Here is a 19,296-nt window from a genome sequence, read left to right as displayed (position 1 = left end):
CGGATCGCGTCAACCACAAACCGAGTGGGCAGGAATCATGGGCACATGCCCATACGGATTCTAGCGCGCGCGGCGCGAAAACACCGAGATCAGCACCGGCAGCGTCACCAGGATCACCAGCGGCGCCAGCATCATGCCGGTGACGACCACGATCGCCAACGGCTTTTGCACCTGCGAACCGATTCCCTCCGACACCGCCGCCGGCAGCAGGCCGACGCCGGCCACCACGCAGGTCATCAGCACCGGCCGCAATTGCAGTTCGCCGGTGCGGATCACCGCCCGCATCCGCTCATAGCCTTCGCCGATGAGTTGATTGTACTGCGACAGGATGATGATGCCGTCCATCACGGCGATTCCGAACAGCGCGATGAATCCGATTGCCGCCGACACGCTGAAGGGAATTCCCGAGATCAACAGCCCGAGCACGCCGCCGAAGATCGCCATCGGGATCACGCTCATCGCGAGCAGCGTATCGACCATCGAGCCGAAGTTGAAGAACAGCAGCACACCGATCAGCGCCAGGCTGATCGGCACCACGATCGACAGCCGCCGGATGGCGTCCTGCAGATTGCCGAATTCGCCGACCCATTCGATCCGCGATCCCGGCGGCAATTGCACCTCGGCGGCGACCTTGTCCTGCGCTTCATGGATCGCGCTGCCGAGATCGCGGTTGCGGACCGAGAACTTGATCGGCAGATAACGCTCCTGCTGTTCGCGGTAGATATAGGCGGCGCCCGAGATCAGGTTGATCGAGGCGACCTCACTGAGCGGGATCTGCGTGATCGTGCCGCCCTGCCCCGCCACGCCGATCCGTAAGTTATGGATCGCCTCCGCGCTCTTGCGGTATTCCGGGGCGAGGCGAACGATGATCGGGAAATGCCGGTCGCTGCCGGGCTCATAGAGATCGCCGGCGCTGTCGCCGCCGATGGCGACCTTGATGGTGGCGTTGATATCACCGGGCGATAGGCCATAGCGTGCCGCGCGGGCACGATCGATATCGATCTGGATTGTCGGTTGGCCGAGCGAAGTGAACACTGCGAGGTCGGTAACGCCCTGCACCGTGCCAAGCACGGATTTGATCTTGTTGGCGGTGTCCGTCAGCGCCTGCAGGTCGTTGCCGTAGAGCTTGATCGAGTTCTCGCCCTTGACGCCCGAGACGGCCTCCGAGACGTTGTCCTGCAGGTATTGCGAGAAGTTGAACTCGACACCCGGGAAGTTGTCCTGCAACTGCCCCAGCAATTGCGCTGTCAGCTCGTCCTTGTCATGGGTATCAGGCCACTCGCTGTTCGGCTTGAGCGGCGCGAAAAACTCCGCATTGAAGAGACCGGCGGCGTCCGTTCCGTCGTCGGGCCGGCCGTGTTGCGACACCACCGATTCCACCTCAGGACGCGCGCGGATGATCTTGCGCATCTCGTTGACGTAGGCATTGCCCTCCTGCAGCGAGATGGTCGGCGGCAGCGTGGCGCGGATCCACAAATTGCCCTCTTCCAGCTTGGGCAGGAATTCCAGTCCGAGCAGCCGCGCGAAAGCAACGGTCATGAGCACTAGAACTGCCGCGCCGGTGAGCACGATCCTGCGGTTTACGAGGGCCCATTTCAGCACCGGCACGTACAGCCGGTCGAGCTGTTTCACGATCCAGGTTTCGGCTTCATCCAGATGCGAGGGCAGGATGATCGCGCTCAACGCCGGCGTCACCGTGAAGGTCGCGATCAGCCCGCCGGCCAGCGCATAGGCATAGGTCCGCGCCATCGGCCCGAAGATATTGCCTTCGACGCCGCTCAGCGTGAACAGCGGCAGGAAGGCTGCGATGATGATCGCGGCGGCGAAGAAGATCGAGCGCGACACGTCGACCGCCGCAGACAGGATGGCGTGGCTCTTCATCCCAATCGTGGTGTCGGACGAGATGTCGCTGCGCTCGGCTTCCGACAGCGCGGTGGTCTGCGTCAACCGCCGGAAGATCGCCTCCACCATGATCACGGTGGCGTCGACGATCAGGCCGAAATCGATCGCGCCGACCGACAGCAGATTGGCGGATTCGCCGCGCAGCACCAGGATGATCACGGCGAAGAACAGCGCGAAGGGGATCGTTGCGCCGACGATCAGCGCGCTGCGGAGATCGCCCAGAAACACCCATTGCAGCAACACGATCAGGATGATCCCGACCACCATGTTGTGCAGCACCGTATGCGTGGTGATGTCGATCAGATCCTTGCGGTCGTAGATGCGCTCGATCTGCACGCCGGGCGGCAGGATCGAGGAATGATTGATGTCGTGAACGAGCTTTTCGACCCGGGCAATGGTCGGCGAACTCTGCTCGCCGCGCCGCATCAGGACGATGCCCTGCACGATGTCGTCGTCCTGGTCGAGGCCGGCGATGCCGAGCCGCGGCTTCTCGCCGATCGTGACATGGGCGATGTCGCGCACCAGCACCGGATTGCCGCCGGACTGCGATACCATGGTGTTGTTGAGGTCGTCGATCGAGCGGATCAGCCCGACGCCGCGCACCACGGCGGATTGCGCGCCGATATTGACGGTGTTGCCGCCGACGTTGATGTTGGCGTTAGAAACGGCCTGCAGCACCTGCGGCAGCGTCAGCCCGTTGGCGACGAGCTTGTTGAAATCGACCTGCAGCTCGTAGGTCTTGGTCTTGCCGCCCCAGCCGGTGACGTCGATGACGCCGGGCACCGCGCGGAAGCGGCGTTGCAACACCCAGTCCTGCAGCGTCTTGAGGTCGAGCACGCTGTAATTCGGCGGGCCCTTCAGCCGGTAGCGGAAGATTTCGCCGGTCGGGCTGAGCGGCGAGATGGTCGGCTGCACATTGCCCGGCAGTGGCGCGAGCTGCGACAGCCGGTTCAACACCTGCTGCAGCGCTTCGTCATAGGTGTAGTCGAACGAGAACTGCAGCTTGACGTCGGACAATCCGTACAGCGAGATGGTGCGGATGGTGCGCAGGTTCTTGATGCCGGCGACCTGGGTTTCGATCGGGATCGTGATGTAGCGCTCGATCTCCTCCGACGACAGTCCCGGGCTTTGCGTCACGATATCGACCATCGGCGGGGTCGGATCGGGATAAGCCTCGATATTGAGCTGCTTGAACGCGATCAGGCCGCCGACCACCACGGCGATGAACATGCCGACCATCAAATAGCGGCGGCTGACAGCTAGGGCGACCAGGCGGTCCATTCAGATCGAAGCTTTCAATGAGGGGTCAGCTACCGGACGCGGCGCGGTCGATGAACAGGGCGCCCTTGGTGACGATCTGCTCGCCGGGCTTGAGATTGCCGACCACCTCGACGAGATCGCCGTTGGTGAGGCCAGGCTTGACCTGACGCAGTTCAATCGTCTTGTCCGGATGCGCGACCCAGATCCGGACCTGATCGCCTTCATAGATCAACGCCTGCTTCGGCACGCCGACCGCCGGACGGTCGCCTGCCGAATAGATCGTGACATTCGCGAACATCTCAGGCTTCAGCGTACCGTTCTTGTTGTCGATCGTGGCGCGGACGAGCAGCCGCCGCGTCGCAGGGTCGATTGCTGCTGCGACGTAGTTGATCCGCGCCGAAAGCGAACGGCCCGGCAGCGCCAGCACATTGAACGTCACCTCCTGCCCGACCGCGACGTTCGCGCAATCGCTTTCGCGGACGAAGGCCGTCATCCAGACGGTGGAGAGATCGCCGATCACATAGACGGGGTCGCTGGCACCGGCGTTGACGTATTGCCCCGGGCCGATCTTGCGTTGGACCACGGTGCCCGCGATCGGTGCGAAGATGGTGATTTCGGGATTGATGCGGCCCTTCTCCTGGAAGGTCGCGATGTCGTCGTCGGTGAGGCCGAGAAGGCGCAATTTGTTGCGCGCTGCCTGGACCGCCGTTTCCGACGAGCGCACGTCATTCTGCGCCTGGATCAGCGTCGCCTGGCTCTGCTGATAATCCTTCAGCGGAACGGCCTTGCCCTCGAACAGGTCCTTGGCGCGCGCTCCTTGCAACTGCGCCAGATCGAGCGCGGACTTCGCCTTGTTCATCGCGCTCATCGCCGCAATGAAATCGTTTTGCGCCTGAACGTTATCAGCGGCCTCGATCACGAACAGCGGCTGGCCCTTGACGACGCTATCGCCTGGCTTGGCCAGCAACCTGGTGACGCGGCCCGCATAGGGCGAGAACACCGGCGTCGAGCGATCTTCGTCGATTGCGATCTTGCCTTCGGTGACGCGCTCGGCGCGGAAGTCGCGTTCAGCGACAGGCTGAATGGTCAGGCTGGCCCATTCGGCTGGGCTCGGCGTGTAGCGCTGCAGTCCGCGCTTGCGGGACTGGCTCGAGATTTCCGAATGCCCGCGTTTTGGGCCGCCGAGATAGGCGCCGCCGCCGTAAACGGCCGCCCCGGCCAGTACTACCATCAGGGCAATGGCAACGACCCATTTCTTTGAGTTAACCATCTGTAATCGCTTGCAAAATCTGCCAAACATACGACATGGGTTCCAGCGACAATTTGTCTCACCGGCGCTATAGTGCCCAATTGGCATCTCGCACAACCCAAAAAAGCAAAATAGCCGTACCGGACGCGATTAAAATTTGGAGAGGCAGGCTCTGAGCGAGGGGATCACCTATTCGCGTAGGGGCCATTGCGGAGGGTGGCTGCCGAGTGGCATCGCCGGGCGAGCCCAGAAGGCTGGCGTTTTCGACAACAGTGCGGAGTGCGTCACGTACCGCAGTGGCCCGAAGCCGGAGCCCACCTCCTCGATGAACGGCTTCACCACTTCCCCCTTCAAATCCTCGATCGCAAGACCGTCGGCGACCCGGCCGAGATTCCACAGCCAGCGTCCGGTCTGCGCCAGCGACACCTGGACGTGCCAACTGCCGCCTTCGCGCGCCTGGCGCGCCTTGGCCATCATGGCGCCGAATGCCATGAAGTAACCGGTGGCGTGGTCGAGCATCTGCGCCGGCAATTCCTTCGGTCCATCGACACCTGCGGCCTGCCCCTCGGCATGGTTGAATCCGGTCGCCGTCTGCACCAGCGAGTCGAAGCCGCGACGTTCCGCCCATGGCCCGGCATGACCATAGGCCGACAACGTGACGTAAATGATACCGGGACTGATGCGCGCGGCATCCTCGGGCGAGAAGCCGAGGGCGGCGAGTGCGCTAGGTCGATAGCCTTGCGAAAAGATGTCCGCCTGCGCCAGCAGATCGCGCAAGGTCGCACGCCCCTGCTCGCTCTTCAGTTCGACAAAGCTCGTCAGCTTGCCCCTCCCGGTGTCGATGACGAGCCAGGGGATCGCCGGCAAATCGGGCCCCGAGACCAGCAGCACGTCGGCGCCATGCGCGGCGAGCGTTCGCCCCGCAACGGGGCCGGCGATGACACGCGACAGATCAAGCACACGAATACCTGCGAGCGGCCGCTCACCCTTGGGCCACGGCTTTGGCGGAGCCTCGCCAATCTTCGTGATCGAGATCAGCGGCAATCCGGCGAGCGCCTCGGCCTGTGGTGTCGCCAACCATTCGTCATGCGAGCGCATGAAGGCGACGACGCCACCGCTCGTATAGGCCGCGGTCTCGAACGCCTCGCCGTCCCATTGCAACAGCGCGGCCTGCACCGCGTCACGCTCCGGCTTGCAGTTCAGCACCTTGCAGACGGCGTCGCGGTGATGGGGAAAATTGGTGTGCAGGCGCACGAAGCCGTCGCGGATCTTGTAGATACCGGCGATGGCGTCCCAGGCCGGCGGTGGCGGCTTGCCGTCGACGCGCAGATAACGTTCGCTCCGGCATTCGACCACGGCATGGCGCATATCCACCGCGACGTCCTGCGTCTCGCCGCTGCGCCTTTTCCAGATCTCAGCGGCTGCAAGCCCGGTTGCCGCGACGCTGACCTGCGCCGCGGCGGCGACGCGAAACGACGACGGCAATTGCGGTTCGTCACCGGTCAGCGTGAGCGCGCCAAGCGCGTACGGATCGCCGCCAATGGAGGTCCAGATATCGGAGAGGATTTCTCTGGGGCTTTGCATCGGCGTGTCTCTCCCCTAGTTTTCTCAAGCTCTGCCCGACCACCAGAGGAGTTGCAATGGCTACCATCGATCCCCTGACGGCGGGAGCCGTTCTGCTTGCGACCGCCGCAACGGATGCGGTCTACGTCATGTTCACCTCGGCGGTGGTGGCGCGCAAGCGTGTGCCGGCGGCAACCTGGAGCAGCGTCTGGTATCTGCTCTCATCGTTCGCCGTCATCAGCTACACCGAGAACTGGGTTTACGTCGCCTTCGCCGCACTCGGTTCGTGGCTCGGTGCCTACGCGACGATCACCTTCCTGCACCGTCCGCCCGGCGGCCCGCCGGTGGGTGCGGCGCCGGAGTAGTGCGCACATCCGGCTACGAGTTCATTGAGAACGCCCTCGAATGACGGAAAGGAAGAGGCTTTCTCGGTTTGAGCTTTCGCCGTAACCGCCGTCGCCGCTACAATGCTGCGGAATCAACTAAGGAAGAACAAGATGGACTTGGGTTTGAAAGGCAGAAACGCCGTCGTGCTCGGCGGCACGCGCGGCATTGGACGGGCAATTGCGGAAACGCTGGCGGGCGAAGGCTCGGGCGTCGCCGTGTGCGCCCGCCATGCGGATCAGGTCGCAGCCACCGTTGCTGAGCTGAAGGGGCTTGGCGTGCGCGCCACCGGCGCGCCGGTTGATGTCACCGACGCCGCCGCGCTGAAATCATGGGTATCGGATGCGGCCGCCGAGCTGGGCGGCATCGACATGCTGTTTTCCAATGCCGGCGCCATGGCGCAAGGCGGCGATCCTGCCTCATGGGAGCAGAATTTCCGGCTCGACGTGCTCGGCGCCGTCAACGCGTTCGAGGCCGCGCGGCCGTTGCTCGAAGCGGGCGCGCAGAAGACCGGCGACGCGGCCTTCATCATCATATCGTCGATCTCGGCGGCGCAGGCGGATAGCGCCAGCTCCTACGGCCCGATCAAGGCGGCGCTGATCCACATGGCCAAGGGACTGGCGCGGCAATATGCGGACAAGAAAATCCGCGTCAACGTGGTGTCGCCGGGCACGGTCTATTTCAAGGGCGGCATCTGGAACATGGTCGAGCAGAATATGCCGAAACGGTACCAGGATGCGCTGGCGCGTAACCCGACCGGCCGCATGGCGACGCCGCAGGAAATCGCCAACGCAGCCGTGTTCCTGGCGAGCCCGGCCTCCTCGTTCACGACCGGCTCGAACCTCGTCGTCGACGGCGCGATTTCGAACCGCGTGAATTTTTGAGGAAGTTGGTAGGGTGGGCAAAACAAAGGCGCATCGCGCCGCCCACCATCCATCCCGGTCGTGAATGGTGGGCACGCTTGCGCTTTGCCCACCTACGATTCTGCGCGCGCCGCCCCGGAATGACGGACGGAGCGCCGTATTGCGGAGGCCTTAACGTGCCGACGGAATTGGCAAGGTTGTGAGAGCTCGGCTTACAACTCGCAAACCAAACCGGTCAATTTGAATCGATAAGCTAACTGAACTTTACGAACTTCCCCTCATTGTGACGCCTGCTTCGATGACCCAGCCACTGGGTCCAATGACGGATGGCCACGATGATTGTCGACGAGCAAAGGACAAAGGTGCAGCGCGAACCGCGACGCGAGCTCCGCAAACGGCCGACATGGATGACGACCGACAACGGGACGACGAGGATTGAATGCTTTGTCCTGGACGTCTCACCGGGTGGCGCCAAGATCGTTACCGATGTCGCGTTCGACGTCAGGGACAGCTTTCAACTGGCGCTGGTACCCGACCATGCGACGCGCCAGTCGTGCGAAGTGGTCTGGCGCCGCGGCAAGACCTACGGCGTGAAATTCCTGTCTTGAGGAGCGGCGTCTCCGCCGCACGGCTTCATGGTTCTCCCGGCGATGCGAAGCATCGTCCGGAGACGGCGCTCGGCGCCTCCTCACCATGAGGGGAGATTCCACAGCCGCCTGCTAATCTTACCCGCAACACCGGCATAGAACCTTATCCTGAGGAGCCGCGTAAGCGGCGTCTCGAAGGATGAAGGATGAAGGCTGTCGCCTCATGGCCTTCCTCGCCGCCGGAGTGGCCATCCCGCCCCGCCCTACTCTCGTCGCCATTGGCTTCGATATGTGACTGTATTATTACAGTCAGATGTCAGTTCGATTACGGCGGAGCGGCGAATGAGCTTGGAATGGCAGGCGCGGTCAGGTTCCCTGGCCTGGTCGAATCCCGTGTCCTGGTGGTGGGGCGTGCTGACGCTGGTGAGCGGCGTCAATATCGCCATCTGGTTCGCGCTGTATCGCGAGCTTCCCGTCCAGCCGACCGGCGCTGCCGGCGGCTCGTCCGGCATCGGGATGATGCTGCTGTTCTGCGCGGCCTATGTGTTCGGCTGCGCCTTCAGGTCGTTTCTGCCGCGCGCCGATGTGCAGCGGATCTGCCTGGTCGACACCTGGCTGTCGAGCGTCATGGTTGGACGTTCGGTGGCGACCGTGGCTGAGATCTGCTTCGTGGCGCAATGGGCGATTATCCTGCACCACCTTGGCACGATGACCGGGGCGGAAACCACCGTAAATGTCGCGTGGGTGATCGTGCCGCTGATCCTGATCGCGGAATGCCTTTCATGGTATGCGGTGCTGACCAGGAATTATCTCGGCAACGCCATCGAAAATTCGCTGTGGGCGGTTGCCTTCTTCGCCGTCGGCGTCGGCCTTTGCCGCCTGCTTCCGGAATTCAATGGCGCGGTTCGCATAGGCCTCGTCGTCGCCATCGTGGGCATTGCGGGCTTCCTGGCGTTTCTGATGACGATCGACGTCCCGATGTACCTGAACCGCTGGCGGACCGGAGAGGCCGATGGCGACAAGCGCCTGACGCCGCGCGAGGGCCTGCGCGACGTCAGCACGCGCTGGGTCGTGACGCACGACCTGGCCGAGTGGAAAGACGAGATTGCCTGGATGTCGCTTTATTTCAGCCTGGCTGTCTGGTCCAGCCTTGCGCTGTGCGTCTTCTATTCGCTCGAGCATCATTTGCAGCAGTACCGGACCGAGGCTGCGATCACGAGCGCAGCGCCGAGCACGACCGTCGTCGGCAGCACCCGGTAGCACAACCGCCGGCGCGCTGAAACTTGCGCCGCTTTGCGGCGTTACACGCCTGCGTCGCGGGTTGCGCGACTTCTATTTCAGAAGGGCGTATTTTGGACTGGACTCAGGCAGGCATCCATTTTCTGGCGCTGGCCGCGGCTTTCGCGCTGGCCGTACCGATCGGATGGGATCGCGAGAAGCGGGCGCGCAGCGCAGGCCTGCGAACGTTCCCGCTGGTGGCGCTGGCAAGCTGCGGTTTCGTGCAGGCCAGCGAACAGTTGATGGTGAATTCTCCCGATGGCATGTCGAAGGTGATAGAAGGGGTGATCACCGGCATCGGCTTCATCGGCGGCGGCGCGATCCTCAAGCAGGGCACGACCGTGCAGGGCACGGCGACGGCGGCAAGCCTGTGGGCCACCGGCGCGATCGGGATCTCCGTTGGCCTCGGCAGCTACGATGTCGCCGTGACGATCGCGGTGCTTACGTTCCTGACGCTGACGCTGCTGACGCTGGTCAAGGACGAAAAAGACGTGAAGATGGATTGAAGTCCAACGGAAGGGCTGGGCAGCCACGTAAGGGGAATAACAGTCACGGCTCCGTGAAGGTGTTTCGTCGCCCGCGGGCGCAAAAAATGTTTCGCCCTCCTGGCGAAGCCATTTTCCCGGCCGACGAAGAAATCCGGAAACAACATGTTGGTAGGTTGACGCAATGATCAAACCTGGAGTTCGATCATGTGGAACCTCATCAACATACTATATCGGGAATATTGCCTGGCTCGGCTAAAGGACATGCGCAGGATTCACCTCTCGCAGTGAACACTAGTGGCGCGAGCAAGCTGTCGCAACCAACATCTCAGGCGTGTGACTTGCGGTGAAGTGGCGTCAGGAGAATTCAATTGGGATCGAGATCGAAGGAGGAGGATATGCAGCCATCGACAGACGATCTGCTGATACGCCAAATCAGTGCTCTGATATCGGCGACCGCTAATGCGGTGTCCGGCAACAGAGAACACGCCCCATTCGTGGAGGCAAGGATATACGAAAAGCTTGCTGCACATTGCGCCGAAAAGCAGAGACTTGCAGCAGCATTTGCGAAAAACGGGGTCGGGGCGACGCGGAGCGGATTGATCTACTGGTAAAGGGAGACGTGTCCAGGCGAAAGAGGCCGCAGGTTTCGGCGTCCGATCTCGGACGAACCGGAAGTGCGTCACGCCTGGGCGGCTTCTGATCCCGTCCGGCGATTTGAGGTCCCGCGCTGTGTTGTCGCCGGCGCTGCCAGAGCTTGAAGAAACTCCACAGGCACCGGGAACACGATCGTCGAATTCTTCTCACCCGCGATATCCTGCAGCGTCGACAGGTAACGCAATTGCATGGACTCCGGCCTCCTTGCGAGCATCTCGCCTGCTTCCACCAGTTTCTCGGCAGCCTGCTGCTCTGCTTCGGCGCCTATGATTCTTGCGCGGCGATACCGCTCGGCCTCGGCTTGACGTGCAATGGCTCGAATCATGCTCTCGTTGATATCGACGTGCTTGATTTCGACATTCGCGACCTTGATGCCCCACGCATCGGTTTGGCTGTCGAGAATTTCCTGAATGTCTCGATTGAGCTTGTCCCGCTCTGCCAGCATTTCATCCAGCTCGTGCTTGCCAAGCACGGACCGGAGTGTGGTCTGTGCTAGCTGGCTGGTGGCCGCCATGAAGTTTTCCACCTGGATAACGGATTTGTCCGCATCCACCACGCGGAAGTAGATAACCGCGTTGACCTTTACCGAGACGTTGTCGCGAGAAATCACGTCCTGGCTTGGTACGTCGAGCACGAGCGTACGAAGATCTACCCGAACGAATTGCTGGACGATCGGCACCAATATGATGAGCCCGGGACCTTTCACGCCGGAAAAGCGCCCCAATGTGAAGACTACCGCACGCTCGTATTCCCGCATGATGTGAATCGCCGACAGAAACACCGCAATAATTATGGCTCCGATCACGACATATGGGAGGGTGTCTGTTATGAATGCTGGCATGGTTTCACTCCTCATGATTTCGGTGGGGCGTCAGGATCTGGCTCGACGAGCAGCTTCAGGTTTTGGCGTTCGAGAACACGCACGCGGTCACCCCGGGTGAACTCGCTTTCCGATTTCGCCGCCCAGCGTTCTCCTCTGACCAGGACCTCGCCTTTGCCGTCGGCCCACCACAGCACCTGCCCCGCGCTGCGGAGCAGAGCCGCTTCGCCTGTGACCACGTCGCGCCGATGCGCCCGCCAGACCGCCGCGAGCGCAATCACCAGGAATCCCGCGCTGGCAATGGTGGCCGTGGCGACCACCGCCCATGAGAGATGGAAACCCGGCACGTCGCCGCGAAACAGGAACAGCGAGCCAACGGCGAACGAGATGACGCCGCCAATTCCGAGCACGCCAAACGAGGGCAGAAACGCTTCTGCAATCATCATCGCGATGCCTAGCAGCAGCAGGCCGGCACCGGCGTAGCTGATCGGCAGGAGATTCAAGGCGTAGAGGCCGACCAGGAGAGCGATTCCGCCGATCACCCCGGGGAAAACGGCGCCTGGACTGATGAACTCGAATAGAAGTCCGTAGAGCCCGATCAGCATGAGTATGTATGCGATGTTCGGATTGGTAATCGTGGCCAGAATGCGGTTGCGCCAATTGGCCTCGATTGCCGTTGTGTTCAGGCTCCGGGTATGCAGCGCGACCTGTTGATCATTGATCGTTACGGTTCGACCCTCGGCCTGGGACAACAGATCGGGTAAATCCTTCGCAACGATCTCGACGACACGCTGCGACTGGGCCTCGCTCGCGGTGAGCGTGGCGGCTTCCCGGACGGCTTTCTCCGCCCAGGAAACATTTCGTCCCCGAAGCTCGGCCAGTCCCCTGATATAGGCAACCGCATCGTTGATCGCCTTCGCCTCGCCTGCACTGGTCGGCGACGAGGCTCCTTTCTTGTCACCCTCTTTCTTGTCACCGTCTTTCTTGTCATCATCTTTCTTGTCATCGGTGCGCCAGCCGGAGCCACCGCCGAGCTGGACGGGCGTGGCGGCACCGAGATGCGTGCTCGGCGCCATCGCGGCGAGGTGGGTCGCATAGACAATGTAGGTGCCGGCGCTGGCGGCTCGCGCACCGCTCGGGGTCACGTAGGAGACCACAGGAATGGGAGACCTGAGTATTTCTCCTACGATCTCGCGCATGGAGGGGTCGAGACCACCAGGCGTATTCAGCCTCAGCACGATGACCTTCGCCTGTCGCCGACGCGACTCCTCAAATCCATCGCGGATATATTCAGAAGTCGCTGGCCCAATCGCTCCATCCACATCCAGCAGAATGGCGACGTTCGCCGGCTCGCTACTTTGTCCAAGTGCTGTTCCGGGGCCAAGTACGAGCAATGCTACGGTAATAAGCCTGTAAAGAAAGTGCACCATGGTAAGTCGCTCAAAAGCTTGCGCGACGAAACAGTCAGAACCAGGTGGCCATTCGCAGGTGAACCTGACTGTTACGGCTGGAGCGCAGGATCCGGTGCCGGGCGGGCGTGACATATCTGAGCCCTGATGCGCAAAGCGCGCTCCGCAGGTCATGTGAAGCGAACGCACATCCGAAATCCCGGTTCCCCAAACATACGTCTCCGGGACGGATTTCATCTCGGTGTGCCGGCAACACCTGGATGATGCACAGCGATCACCGCCGTCCGAAGAGAGCGGCTCAATGAAAATCGCGGGACGGCGGCAGGATGCGGACGTCGCGCGGGTGGCGGATTTTTTGCGCTGGCGTTTCGACGTGGTCGCTGCGGTCGTCGTTGAGCGGTTCGACCAGCGCGGGCCCTGCGGGCACCGAGTGCTTGCGGCTCAGCGCATCATTGGCGAGGCCGATCAAATCGTGGGAGCGGTCGAACATCCGCTGCGCAACCAGATGCGTCACCTGCTCCGGGCTGCTCTGGATGTAGCCCTCGACCAGGATCAGGCGGGCGCCCATCACCTCCTTGCGAAACTCATCCGGAAGCGCGTGCCCTTCGTCTCCGGATAAGCCACATCGCAAATCTGACGATCCAATCCGGCGCTTTCAAGTAGCGCAATGTTTCAACCTGACCTTGGTCGTCGCGGTCTCGAAAGCTTGCATCGGAGAGATAGTCCTGATCCGTGGCGCACCACTCCAGTGTGCGTGCAATCTCCTCCTGTAGAGGACCGCTATCTGGTAGCTTTGCGAGACAGTTCAGTTCGCGCCGGAGACAGATGGCTTCGATCCGATAGCGGCTCTCCTCTTCATAGATGATTCCCCATCGTTCGAGCCTTGCATGAGTCGCTTCATGGACAATGGTGGAAGCTATCCTATCGAGCGTCATCTCTTCCTTGAGAAGGTAACGCTCATCAAGGATACAAGCGTTCAATGTCCTTTCATAGTGCGCTTCAGCGCTTGGAATCAGATGCACCCATATTCGGTCGAGATTGCGGGTGACTCGTAAATAGTTGAGCGGGTCGTGGCGCTTGATCAGTTGAAGCGCATCCTCGACGCGACGCAAGCCCGGATAGGGCTCATCTTCCATGGAGCCCACCCAGAGCCCATCAACGTCTCTGCTCGTTGATAGCCAGAGTCCAATGAGATCGGCGTAGGAGTGATTTCGGTCCGGCTTTTTTGCCACGACGAGACCGCGGGATTTTTGCGGCAATTCCAAGTACTGCAAGTGTCACCCCGCTACGTCAGGCCCGGCTGCGCGATGATCGTAAGCGATCGTCTCTTTAAGGTTGTTTAGAACTTTAATGAAAATCGTATCGATTGTAGCGACGAAGTACGTTCCGCAATAGCCCCGCTCTCACCCGCGCCCCATCCTTCGAGACGCGCGTTCCTCAGGATCGTTGGATGGGCCGCCGCAACCTCAATGAAAATCGCGAGACGGCGGCAGGATGCGGACGTCGCGCGGGTGGCGGATTTTTTGCGCTGGCGTTTCGGCGTGGTCGCGGCGGTCGTCGTTGAGCGGTTCGACCAGCGCGGGCCCTGCGGGCACCGGGTGCTTGCGGCTCAGCGCATCATTGGCGAGGCCGATCAAATCGTGGGAGCGGTCGAACATCCGCTGCGCCACCAGATGCGTCACCTGCTCCGGGCTGCTCTGGATATAGCCTTCGACCAGGATCAGGCGAGCGCCCATCACCTCTTTCCGGTACTGCTCCATCACCTTGGGCCACACCACGATATTGGCGATGCCGGTCTCGTCCTCCAGCGTCATGAAGACGACGCCCTTGGCGCTGCCCGGCCGCTGCCGCACCAGCACCACGCCGGCGCAGCGGATACGGCGCTTGTCGTTCTTGTAATTGACATCCTTGCAGGCAACGACACGCTCTTTGGTAAACATCTCGCGCAAGAATTCCATCGGGTGGCCTTTCAGTGACAACCGGATCGTCTGGTAGTCGGCGACCACCTGCTCCGGCAGCGGCATCTGGGGCAGCGGCTTGGCGTTCTCGTCGGGCTGCTCGCGGGCGATCGCGGCCTGAAACAGCGGCAGCGGCACGTCGTCAGGCAGCCGCCGCACCGCCCAGAGTGCTGCGCGGCGATCGAGACCGATCGAGCGGAAGGCATCGGCGTCGGCAAGCAGGATCAGCGTGCGCTTCGGCAGGCCGGTGTCGCGGGCGAATTCCTCCAGCGAGGTGAAGGGCCGGCGTTGGCGGGCGGCGACGATGCGGTCGGCCCAGTCTGCTGCTTCCACAGTGGCCGGTCCGCGGGGACGCCTCACCTCTCCCGCTTGCGGGGGTCGAGACGAGCGAAGCTCGCTCTGAGGCCGGATCGCATCGATAGATGCGATCCGGGTGTGGGAAGCTCTCTCCATACGGGCAGTGGGACTCGCGGCGGCACCCCCACCCCAACCCTCCCCCGCAAGCGGGAGAGGGAGCACAGTCCCTTTGCGGCTGACCAAATCGGATTCTGCCTCTGATATGCCCCGGAATGACGACTGTATTCGCTTCAACCGCTCTTCATCCTCATCAAGCCAATGAAACCCATCGATCTGGCGAAAGCCCAAGCGCACCGCGCAATACTTCCCACTCCCCTCCTCCAGCGTGTTCTGGGCAAAGCTGTAGGACACGTCGATCTCGCGGACCTCGACGCCGTTCTTGCAGGCGTCGCCGACGATCTGTGCGGGGGCGTAAAAGCCCATCGGCTGCGAATTGAGCAGGCCGCAGCAGAACGCATCCGGGTGATAATGCTTCAGCCATGACGAGACGTAGACGAGTTGCGCAAAACTTGCGGCGTGGCTTTCCGGAAAGCCGTAAGAGCCAAAACCCTTGATCTGGTCAAAACAGCTTTGGGCGAATTCCGGGTCGTAGCCGCGCGCGATCATGTTGTTGATCAGCTTGGCCTCGAACTTGCCGATGGTGCCGACGTTACGAAACGTCGCCATCGCGCGGCGCAAGCCGTTGGCTTCCTCGGGCGTGAATTTTGCGGCCTCGATCGCGATCCGCATCGCCTGTTCCTGGAACAGCGGCACGCCAAGCGTCTTGTGCAGCACGCGGTACAGTTCGTCCGAAGGGCCGTGCTCGGGCGCTGGCGAGGGATAGCTCACCTTTTCCTGGCCGTTTCGCCGCCGCAAATAGGGATGCACCATGTCGCCCTGGATCGGGCCTGGCCGCACGATCGCGACTTCGATAACGAGGTCGTAGAAGGTGCGCGGCTTCAGGCGCGGCAGCATGTTCATCTGCGCGCGGCTCTCGACCTGGAACACGCCGAGGGATTCGCCCCGCTGCAGCATTTGATAAACTTCGTCGTCATCCTGCGACTTGATGTCGGCCAGCTCGTAACGTCGCCCCTTGTGGTCGGCGATCAGATCAAAGCTCTTGCGGATGCAGGTCAGCATGCCCAGCGCCAGCACGTCGACCTTCATCATGCTGAGCGCGTCGACGTCGTCCTTGTCCCATTCGATGAAGGTGCGGTCGTCCATCGCGGCGTTGCCGATCGGCACATAGGTGTCGAGCCTATCCTGCGTCAGCACGTAGCCACCGACATGCTGCGACAGATGGCGGGGGAATTCGATCAGCTCGGAGGCCAGAGCTACCGCGAGTTCGACCATCGCATTTTGGGGATCCAGCCCGGCCTGGCGGACCTGCATCTCGTTGAGGCCCTTGCCCCAGCTTCCCCACACGGTGTCGGCGAGGGCTGCGGTAACGTCCTCGGTCAGCCCCAGCGCCTTGCCGACGTCGCGGATCGCGCTGCGCGGGCGATAGTGGATGACGGTCGCAATGATCGCGGCGCGGTGGCGGCCGTAGCGGCGGTAGACATATTGCATCACCTCCTCGCGCCGCGAATGCTCGAAATCGACGTCGATGTCGGGCGGCTCCAGCCGCTCCTTGGAAATGAAGCGCTCGAACAGCAGGTCGACCTTGGTCGGATCGACCGAGGTAATGCCGAGCACGTAGCAGACGGCGGAGTTGGCCGCCGATCCCCGGCCCTGGCACAGGATGTTCTGGCTACGCGCGTAGCGGACGATGTCGTGCACGGTGAGAAAATAATGCGCGTATTTCAGCTCGGCGATCAGATCGAGCTCCTTGCGCAAGGTGGCACGCAGCTTGTCGTCGATTACGCCACCGAAATATTTGTCGACACCGGCCCAGGTCAGGTCTTCCAGGTGCTGTTGCGCGGTCTTACCTGGCGGTACCGGCTCGTCCGGATACTGGTATTTGAGCTGGTCGAGCGAAAACGAAATGCGTTTCGCAAAACGCATGGTTTCCGCAATCGCCTCGGGCAGATCGCAAAACAGCCGTGCCATTTCATTGACAGGCTTGAGATAGCGTTCGGCATTGGCCTCGAGCCGCCTGCCGATCGCATCGATCGTGGTTTTTTCTCGGATACAGGTCAGTACGTCCTGCAGCGGCCGACGCGCGGGATGGTGGTACAGCACTTCATTGGTCGCCAACAGCGGCACCTTTGCCGCGAGCGCCAAGCGATGCAGCCGCGCCAGCCGGCGCCTGTCGTCACCACGGTAAAGCAGGCTTGCGGCGAGCCACACGCCATCGGCATCAGAGTTCTTCAGGCGCTCCAGCGTTGCCTGCGCGCTCGCCACGTCAAAGCGATGCGGCAGCGCCAGCACCAGAAGCTGACCCTCGGCGAAATCGAGGAGGTCGTCGAATTTCAGGTGGCATTCGCCCTTTTCGATCCGCGTGATGTCGTCGCCGCGTTTGCCGCGGGTGAGTAACTGGCAGAGCCGGCCGTAAGCCGCGCGGTCGCGCGGATAGACCAGAATGTCAGGCGTGCCGTCGATGAAGACGAGCCGCGCGCCGATCAGGAGCTTTGGCTTATGCGTGACGGCAGGGTTGTCGAGCTCGCTCCAGGCGCGCACCACGCCGGCCAGCGTGTTGTGGTCGGCGATGCCGATCACGGGAATACCAAGCTCGCTCGCCTGATGCACATAGGCGCGCGGGTCCGAGCCGCCGCGCAGGAACGAAAAATTGGTGGTGATGCCGATTTCGGCATAGTCGGGCACAGGATTTTTCATGCGAACAATCCATGCACGAACCATCTGATAGAAGCGGGCTCGCCCTCCGCATCCGCCGGTTCGCTCTCATACAGGCCGTCGCGAAAGATCCAGAAACGCAGGCCCGCTTCATCCTCGATGCGGAAATAATCCCGCGTCGGGCCACCGCCGTTTGGCTTCCACCACTCCATCGCGATGCGTTCGGGCCCCTCCACCCGCACCACCGCGTGCGTGACGCGCCGCCAGGTGAATTGATGCGGCGGGCCGTCGGGCACGGTTGCGAACGGCACTTTTATCGGCTCCGGCTTGTCGAACAGGCGCAACGGGCGCAGCGGCGGCTCGCCCTCGATACGCTCGGGCCAGGCCGCCTGCGCTGCGACCGCCAGATGATGCTGCGCTGGCACGGACAGCACCGCGCGTTCGGGAATATGCGTATCCTCCGGCAGATGCACGACGACGCGTTTTCCGCCGATGCGCGCGGCGATGCGGTCGATCAGCGCGGACAATTCGTCATTGTCATGGACATTGGCATCGAGATCGCGCTGCTGCTGCACCACGATTTCGGTGCGGCTGGCGGAGAGACGAATGAGATCGAAACCGAAGCCGGGGTCGAGGGGATCGTTGAGCGCATCGAGCCGTTCGCGAAACAGGCGGTCGATCACTTCAGCTTTTGTCACCGGACGCCCGGTATCGACCGAGATCGTGCGCACCGCGCCGTCGGTGCGGAAGAAGCTCGCCTCCAACCGCCGCGCGCCCTTGCCCTGCTTGTCCATCGCCGTAACCAGCATTTGAGCGAGCGCGGACAGGTTCATCGCGATCACGGTGCCGGTCGTGACCGGTTCGGGAAAGCGTTTCTCGACGATATAATCCGGCGGCGGTTTGCGCGGGCTGATCGGCGCATCGCCCTGCCCCAGCGCCTGCTGCAACAGCGTCGTGAAGGGCGCACCGAACCGCGCCGTGATTTCGTGGCGTCCTCGCGAGGCGACATCGCCGATGGTCTTCAACCCAGCACGGCGCAGGCCGGCGGTGATGGCATCACCGGCGCCGAGCGCAGATACCGGCAACGGACTGACGGCCTCCGCCTCCTCGCCCTCGGCAATGATTTTTCCGGAAGTCTGGCGCGTCAGCGTGCGGGCGCAGATCGAGGTGCTCGCGATCGCGGCGCTAACGGCAAAGCCGCGGCGGCTCAGCGCGCCGCTGACGATCTGCAGCAACGCACGCTCGCCGCCGAACAGATGGGCGCAGCCGGTGATGTCGAGGAACAAGCCGTACGGCGGATCGAGCGCCACCAGCGGGGTGAAGCGGTCGCACCAGTCGGCGATGTCTTCGAGCGTTTTGCGATCGGCGACTTCATCCGCGTCGAACACCGTCAGCTCGGGACAGATCGCGCGCGCATTGGCGAGCGGCAGGCCGATCGAGAGGCCGGCCTGGACAGCGGCCTCGTCGAGGGAATGGATCAGGATGGCATTGTGCTGCTTGGCAACGACGACGGAGGGGTACTTCACCTCTCCCGCTTGCGGGGGTCGAGACGAGCGAAGCTCGCTCTGAGGTCGGATCGCATCGCAAGATGCGATCCGGGTGGGAGCTCTCTCCATACGAACAGTGTCACTCGCGGCGAGACCCCCACCCCAACCCTCCCCCGCAAGCGGGAGAGGGAGCCGACTGTTCGTGTCGTGAGAGATATCAACCGGGGCGGCGGTGCCGTTCCCTCCCCCCTTGCGGGGGAGGGTTAGGGAGAGGGGTAAGCCACGAGCACTGCCGTTGCCGCCACCCCTCTCCCCCGCCCTCCCC

Annotated in this window: 13 protein-coding genes and 1 pseudogene; 5 read left to right on the top strand and 9 right to left on the bottom strand. The window is 62.4% G+C overall.

The window, feature by feature from the left end:
• Positions 1 to 60: 60 nt before the first annotated feature.
• The 3 genes from V1290_RS30885 to V1290_RS30875 form a co-directional block, all read right to left on the bottom strand.
• Entirely contained in the window at positions 61 to 3,183 is a 3,123-nt protein-coding gene (locus V1290_RS30885) for an efflux RND transporter permease subunit (protein WP_334367866.1), read from the bottom strand.
• Between the two features lie 25 nt (positions 3,184 to 3,208).
• A complete protein-coding gene (locus V1290_RS30880) occupies positions 3,209 to 4,432 on the bottom strand; it encodes an efflux RND transporter periplasmic adaptor subunit (protein WP_442893720.1) in 1,224 nt (407 codons plus the stop codon).
• A 168-nt stretch (positions 4,433 to 4,600) separates the two neighbouring features.
• Positions 4,601 to 5,995 (bottom strand): CoA transferase, encoded by a 1,395-nt coding sequence (locus V1290_RS30875; protein ID WP_334367864.1) that lies wholly within the window; start codon positions 5,993 to 5,995, stop codon positions 4,601 to 4,603.
• 56 nt (positions 5,996 to 6,051) lie between these two features.
• Between V1290_RS30875 and V1290_RS30870 the strand changes: the two genes are divergently transcribed.
• From V1290_RS30870 to V1290_RS30850, 5 genes are all read left to right on the top strand, one after another.
• On the top strand, positions 6,052 to 6,339 hold the full coding sequence (locus V1290_RS30870; RefSeq protein WP_334367863.1) for a hypothetical protein: 288 nt from the start codon (positions 6,052 to 6,054) through the stop codon (positions 6,337 to 6,339).
• A gap of 132 nt (positions 6,340 to 6,471) precedes the next feature.
• A complete protein-coding gene (locus V1290_RS30865; protein ID WP_334367862.1) occupies positions 6,472 to 7,242 on the top strand; it encodes an SDR family NAD(P)-dependent oxidoreductase in 771 nt (256 codons plus the stop codon).
• A gap of 314 nt (positions 7,243 to 7,556) precedes the next feature.
• A complete protein-coding gene (locus tag V1290_RS30860) occupies positions 7,557 to 7,829 on the top strand; it encodes a PilZ domain-containing protein (RefSeq protein ID WP_334367861.1) in 273 nt (90 codons plus the stop codon).
• Positions 7,830 to 8,150: 321 nt separating this feature from the next.
• A complete protein-coding gene (locus tag V1290_RS30855) occupies positions 8,151 to 9,068 on the top strand; it encodes a hypothetical protein (RefSeq protein WP_334367860.1) in 918 nt (305 codons plus the stop codon).
• 92 nt (positions 9,069 to 9,160) lie between these two features.
• The gene (locus tag V1290_RS30850; RefSeq protein WP_334369228.1) at positions 9,161 to 9,592 is read left to right on the top strand and encodes an MgtC/SapB family protein; all 432 of its coding nucleotides are present in this window, start codon (positions 9,161 to 9,163) and stop codon (positions 9,590 to 9,592) included.
• Positions 9,593 to 10,253: 661 nt separating this feature from the next.
• On the opposite strand, the gene V1290_RS30845 is transcribed toward V1290_RS30850, so the two are convergent.
• The 6 genes and pseudogenes from V1290_RS30845 to V1290_RS30820 form a co-directional block, all read right to left on the bottom strand.
• Entirely contained in the window at positions 10,254 to 11,069 is an 816-nt protein-coding gene (locus V1290_RS30845; protein WP_334367859.1) for a slipin family protein, read from the bottom strand.
• An 11-nt stretch (positions 11,070 to 11,080) separates the two neighbouring features.
• On the bottom strand, positions 11,081 to 12,478 hold the full coding sequence (locus tag V1290_RS30840; protein ID WP_334367858.1) for an NfeD family protein: 1,398 nt from the start codon (positions 12,476 to 12,478) through the stop codon (positions 11,081 to 11,083).
• Between the two features lie 277 nt (positions 12,479 to 12,755).
• A pseudogene (locus V1290_RS30835) lies at positions 12,756 to 13,046 on the bottom strand (hypothetical protein); the annotation flags it as partial.
• Positions 13,042 to 13,593: a hypothetical protein gene (locus tag V1290_RS30830; protein ID WP_334367856.1), complete on the bottom strand. Its 552-nt coding sequence runs from the start codon at positions 13,591 to 13,593 to the stop codon at positions 13,042 to 13,044. The gene V1290_RS30830 and the pseudogene V1290_RS30835, both read right to left, overlap by 5 nt.
• Before the next feature lie 330 nt (positions 13,594 to 13,923).
• Positions 13,924 to 17,526 (bottom strand): error-prone DNA polymerase, encoded by a 3,603-nt coding sequence (locus V1290_RS30825; protein WP_334367855.1) that lies wholly within the window; start codon positions 17,524 to 17,526, stop codon positions 13,924 to 13,926.
• Positions 17,523 to 19,100, bottom strand: coding sequence for a Y-family DNA polymerase (locus V1290_RS30820; protein ID WP_442895025.1), 1,578 nt, complete (start codon positions 19,098 to 19,100; stop codon positions 17,523 to 17,525). The genes V1290_RS30825 and V1290_RS30820 overlap by 4 nt, the downstream gene beginning before the upstream one ends.
• Positions 19,101 to 19,296: the final 196 nt, after the last annotated feature.

It is taken from the genome of Bradyrhizobium sp. AZCC 1578, from assembly GCF_036924675.1.
Taxonomy (GTDB): domain Bacteria; phylum Pseudomonadota; class Alphaproteobacteria; order Rhizobiales; family Xanthobacteraceae; genus Bradyrhizobium.
This window is presented reverse-complemented; position numbering and strand designations above follow the sequence as displayed.

What these genes read in the sequence shown, in the direction of transcription:
- V1290_RS30885 (WP_334367866.1), bottom strand. Translation starts at nt 3,183, where the DNA reads ATGGACCGCCTGGTCGCCCTAGCTGTCAGCCGCCGCTATTTGATGGTC.
- V1290_RS30880 (WP_442893720.1), bottom strand. Translation starts at nt 4,432, where the DNA reads ATGGTTAACTCAAAGAAATGGGTCGTTGCCATTGCCCTGATGGTAGTA.
- V1290_RS30875 (WP_334367864.1), bottom strand. Translation starts at nt 5,995, where the DNA reads ATGCAAAGCCCCAGAGAAATCCTCTCCGATATCTGGACCTCCATTGGC.
- V1290_RS30870 (WP_334367863.1), top strand. Translation starts at nt 6,052, where the DNA reads ATGGCTACCATCGATCCCCTGACGGCGGGAGCCGTTCTGCTTGCGACC.
- V1290_RS30865 (WP_334367862.1), top strand. Translation starts at nt 6,472, where the DNA reads ATGGACTTGGGTTTGAAAGGCAGAAACGCCGTCGTGCTCGGCGGCACG.
- V1290_RS30860 (WP_334367861.1), top strand. Translation starts at nt 7,557, where the DNA reads ATGATTGTCGACGAGCAAAGGACAAAGGTGCAGCGCGAACCGCGACGC.
- V1290_RS30855 (WP_334367860.1), top strand. Translation starts at nt 8,151, where the DNA reads ATGAGCTTGGAATGGCAGGCGCGGTCAGGTTCCCTGGCCTGGTCGAAT.
- V1290_RS30845 (WP_334367859.1), bottom strand. Translation starts at nt 11,069, where the DNA reads ATGCCAGCATTCATAACAGACACCCTCCCATATGTCGTGATCGGAGCC.
- V1290_RS30840 (WP_334367858.1), bottom strand. Translation starts at nt 12,478, where the DNA reads ATGGTGCACTTTCTTTACAGGCTTATTACCGTAGCATTGCTCGTACTT.
- V1290_RS30830 (WP_334367856.1), bottom strand. Translation starts at nt 13,593, where the DNA reads ATGGAAGATGAGCCCTATCCGGGCTTGCGTCGCGTCGAGGATGCGCTT.
- V1290_RS30825 (WP_334367855.1), bottom strand. Translation starts at nt 17,526, where the DNA reads ATGAAAAATCCTGTGCCCGACTATGCCGAAATCGGCATCACCACCAAT.
- V1290_RS30820 (WP_442895025.1), bottom strand. Translation starts at nt 19,100, where the DNA reads ATGGAGAGAGCTCCCACCCGGATCGCATCTTGCGATGCGATCCGACCT.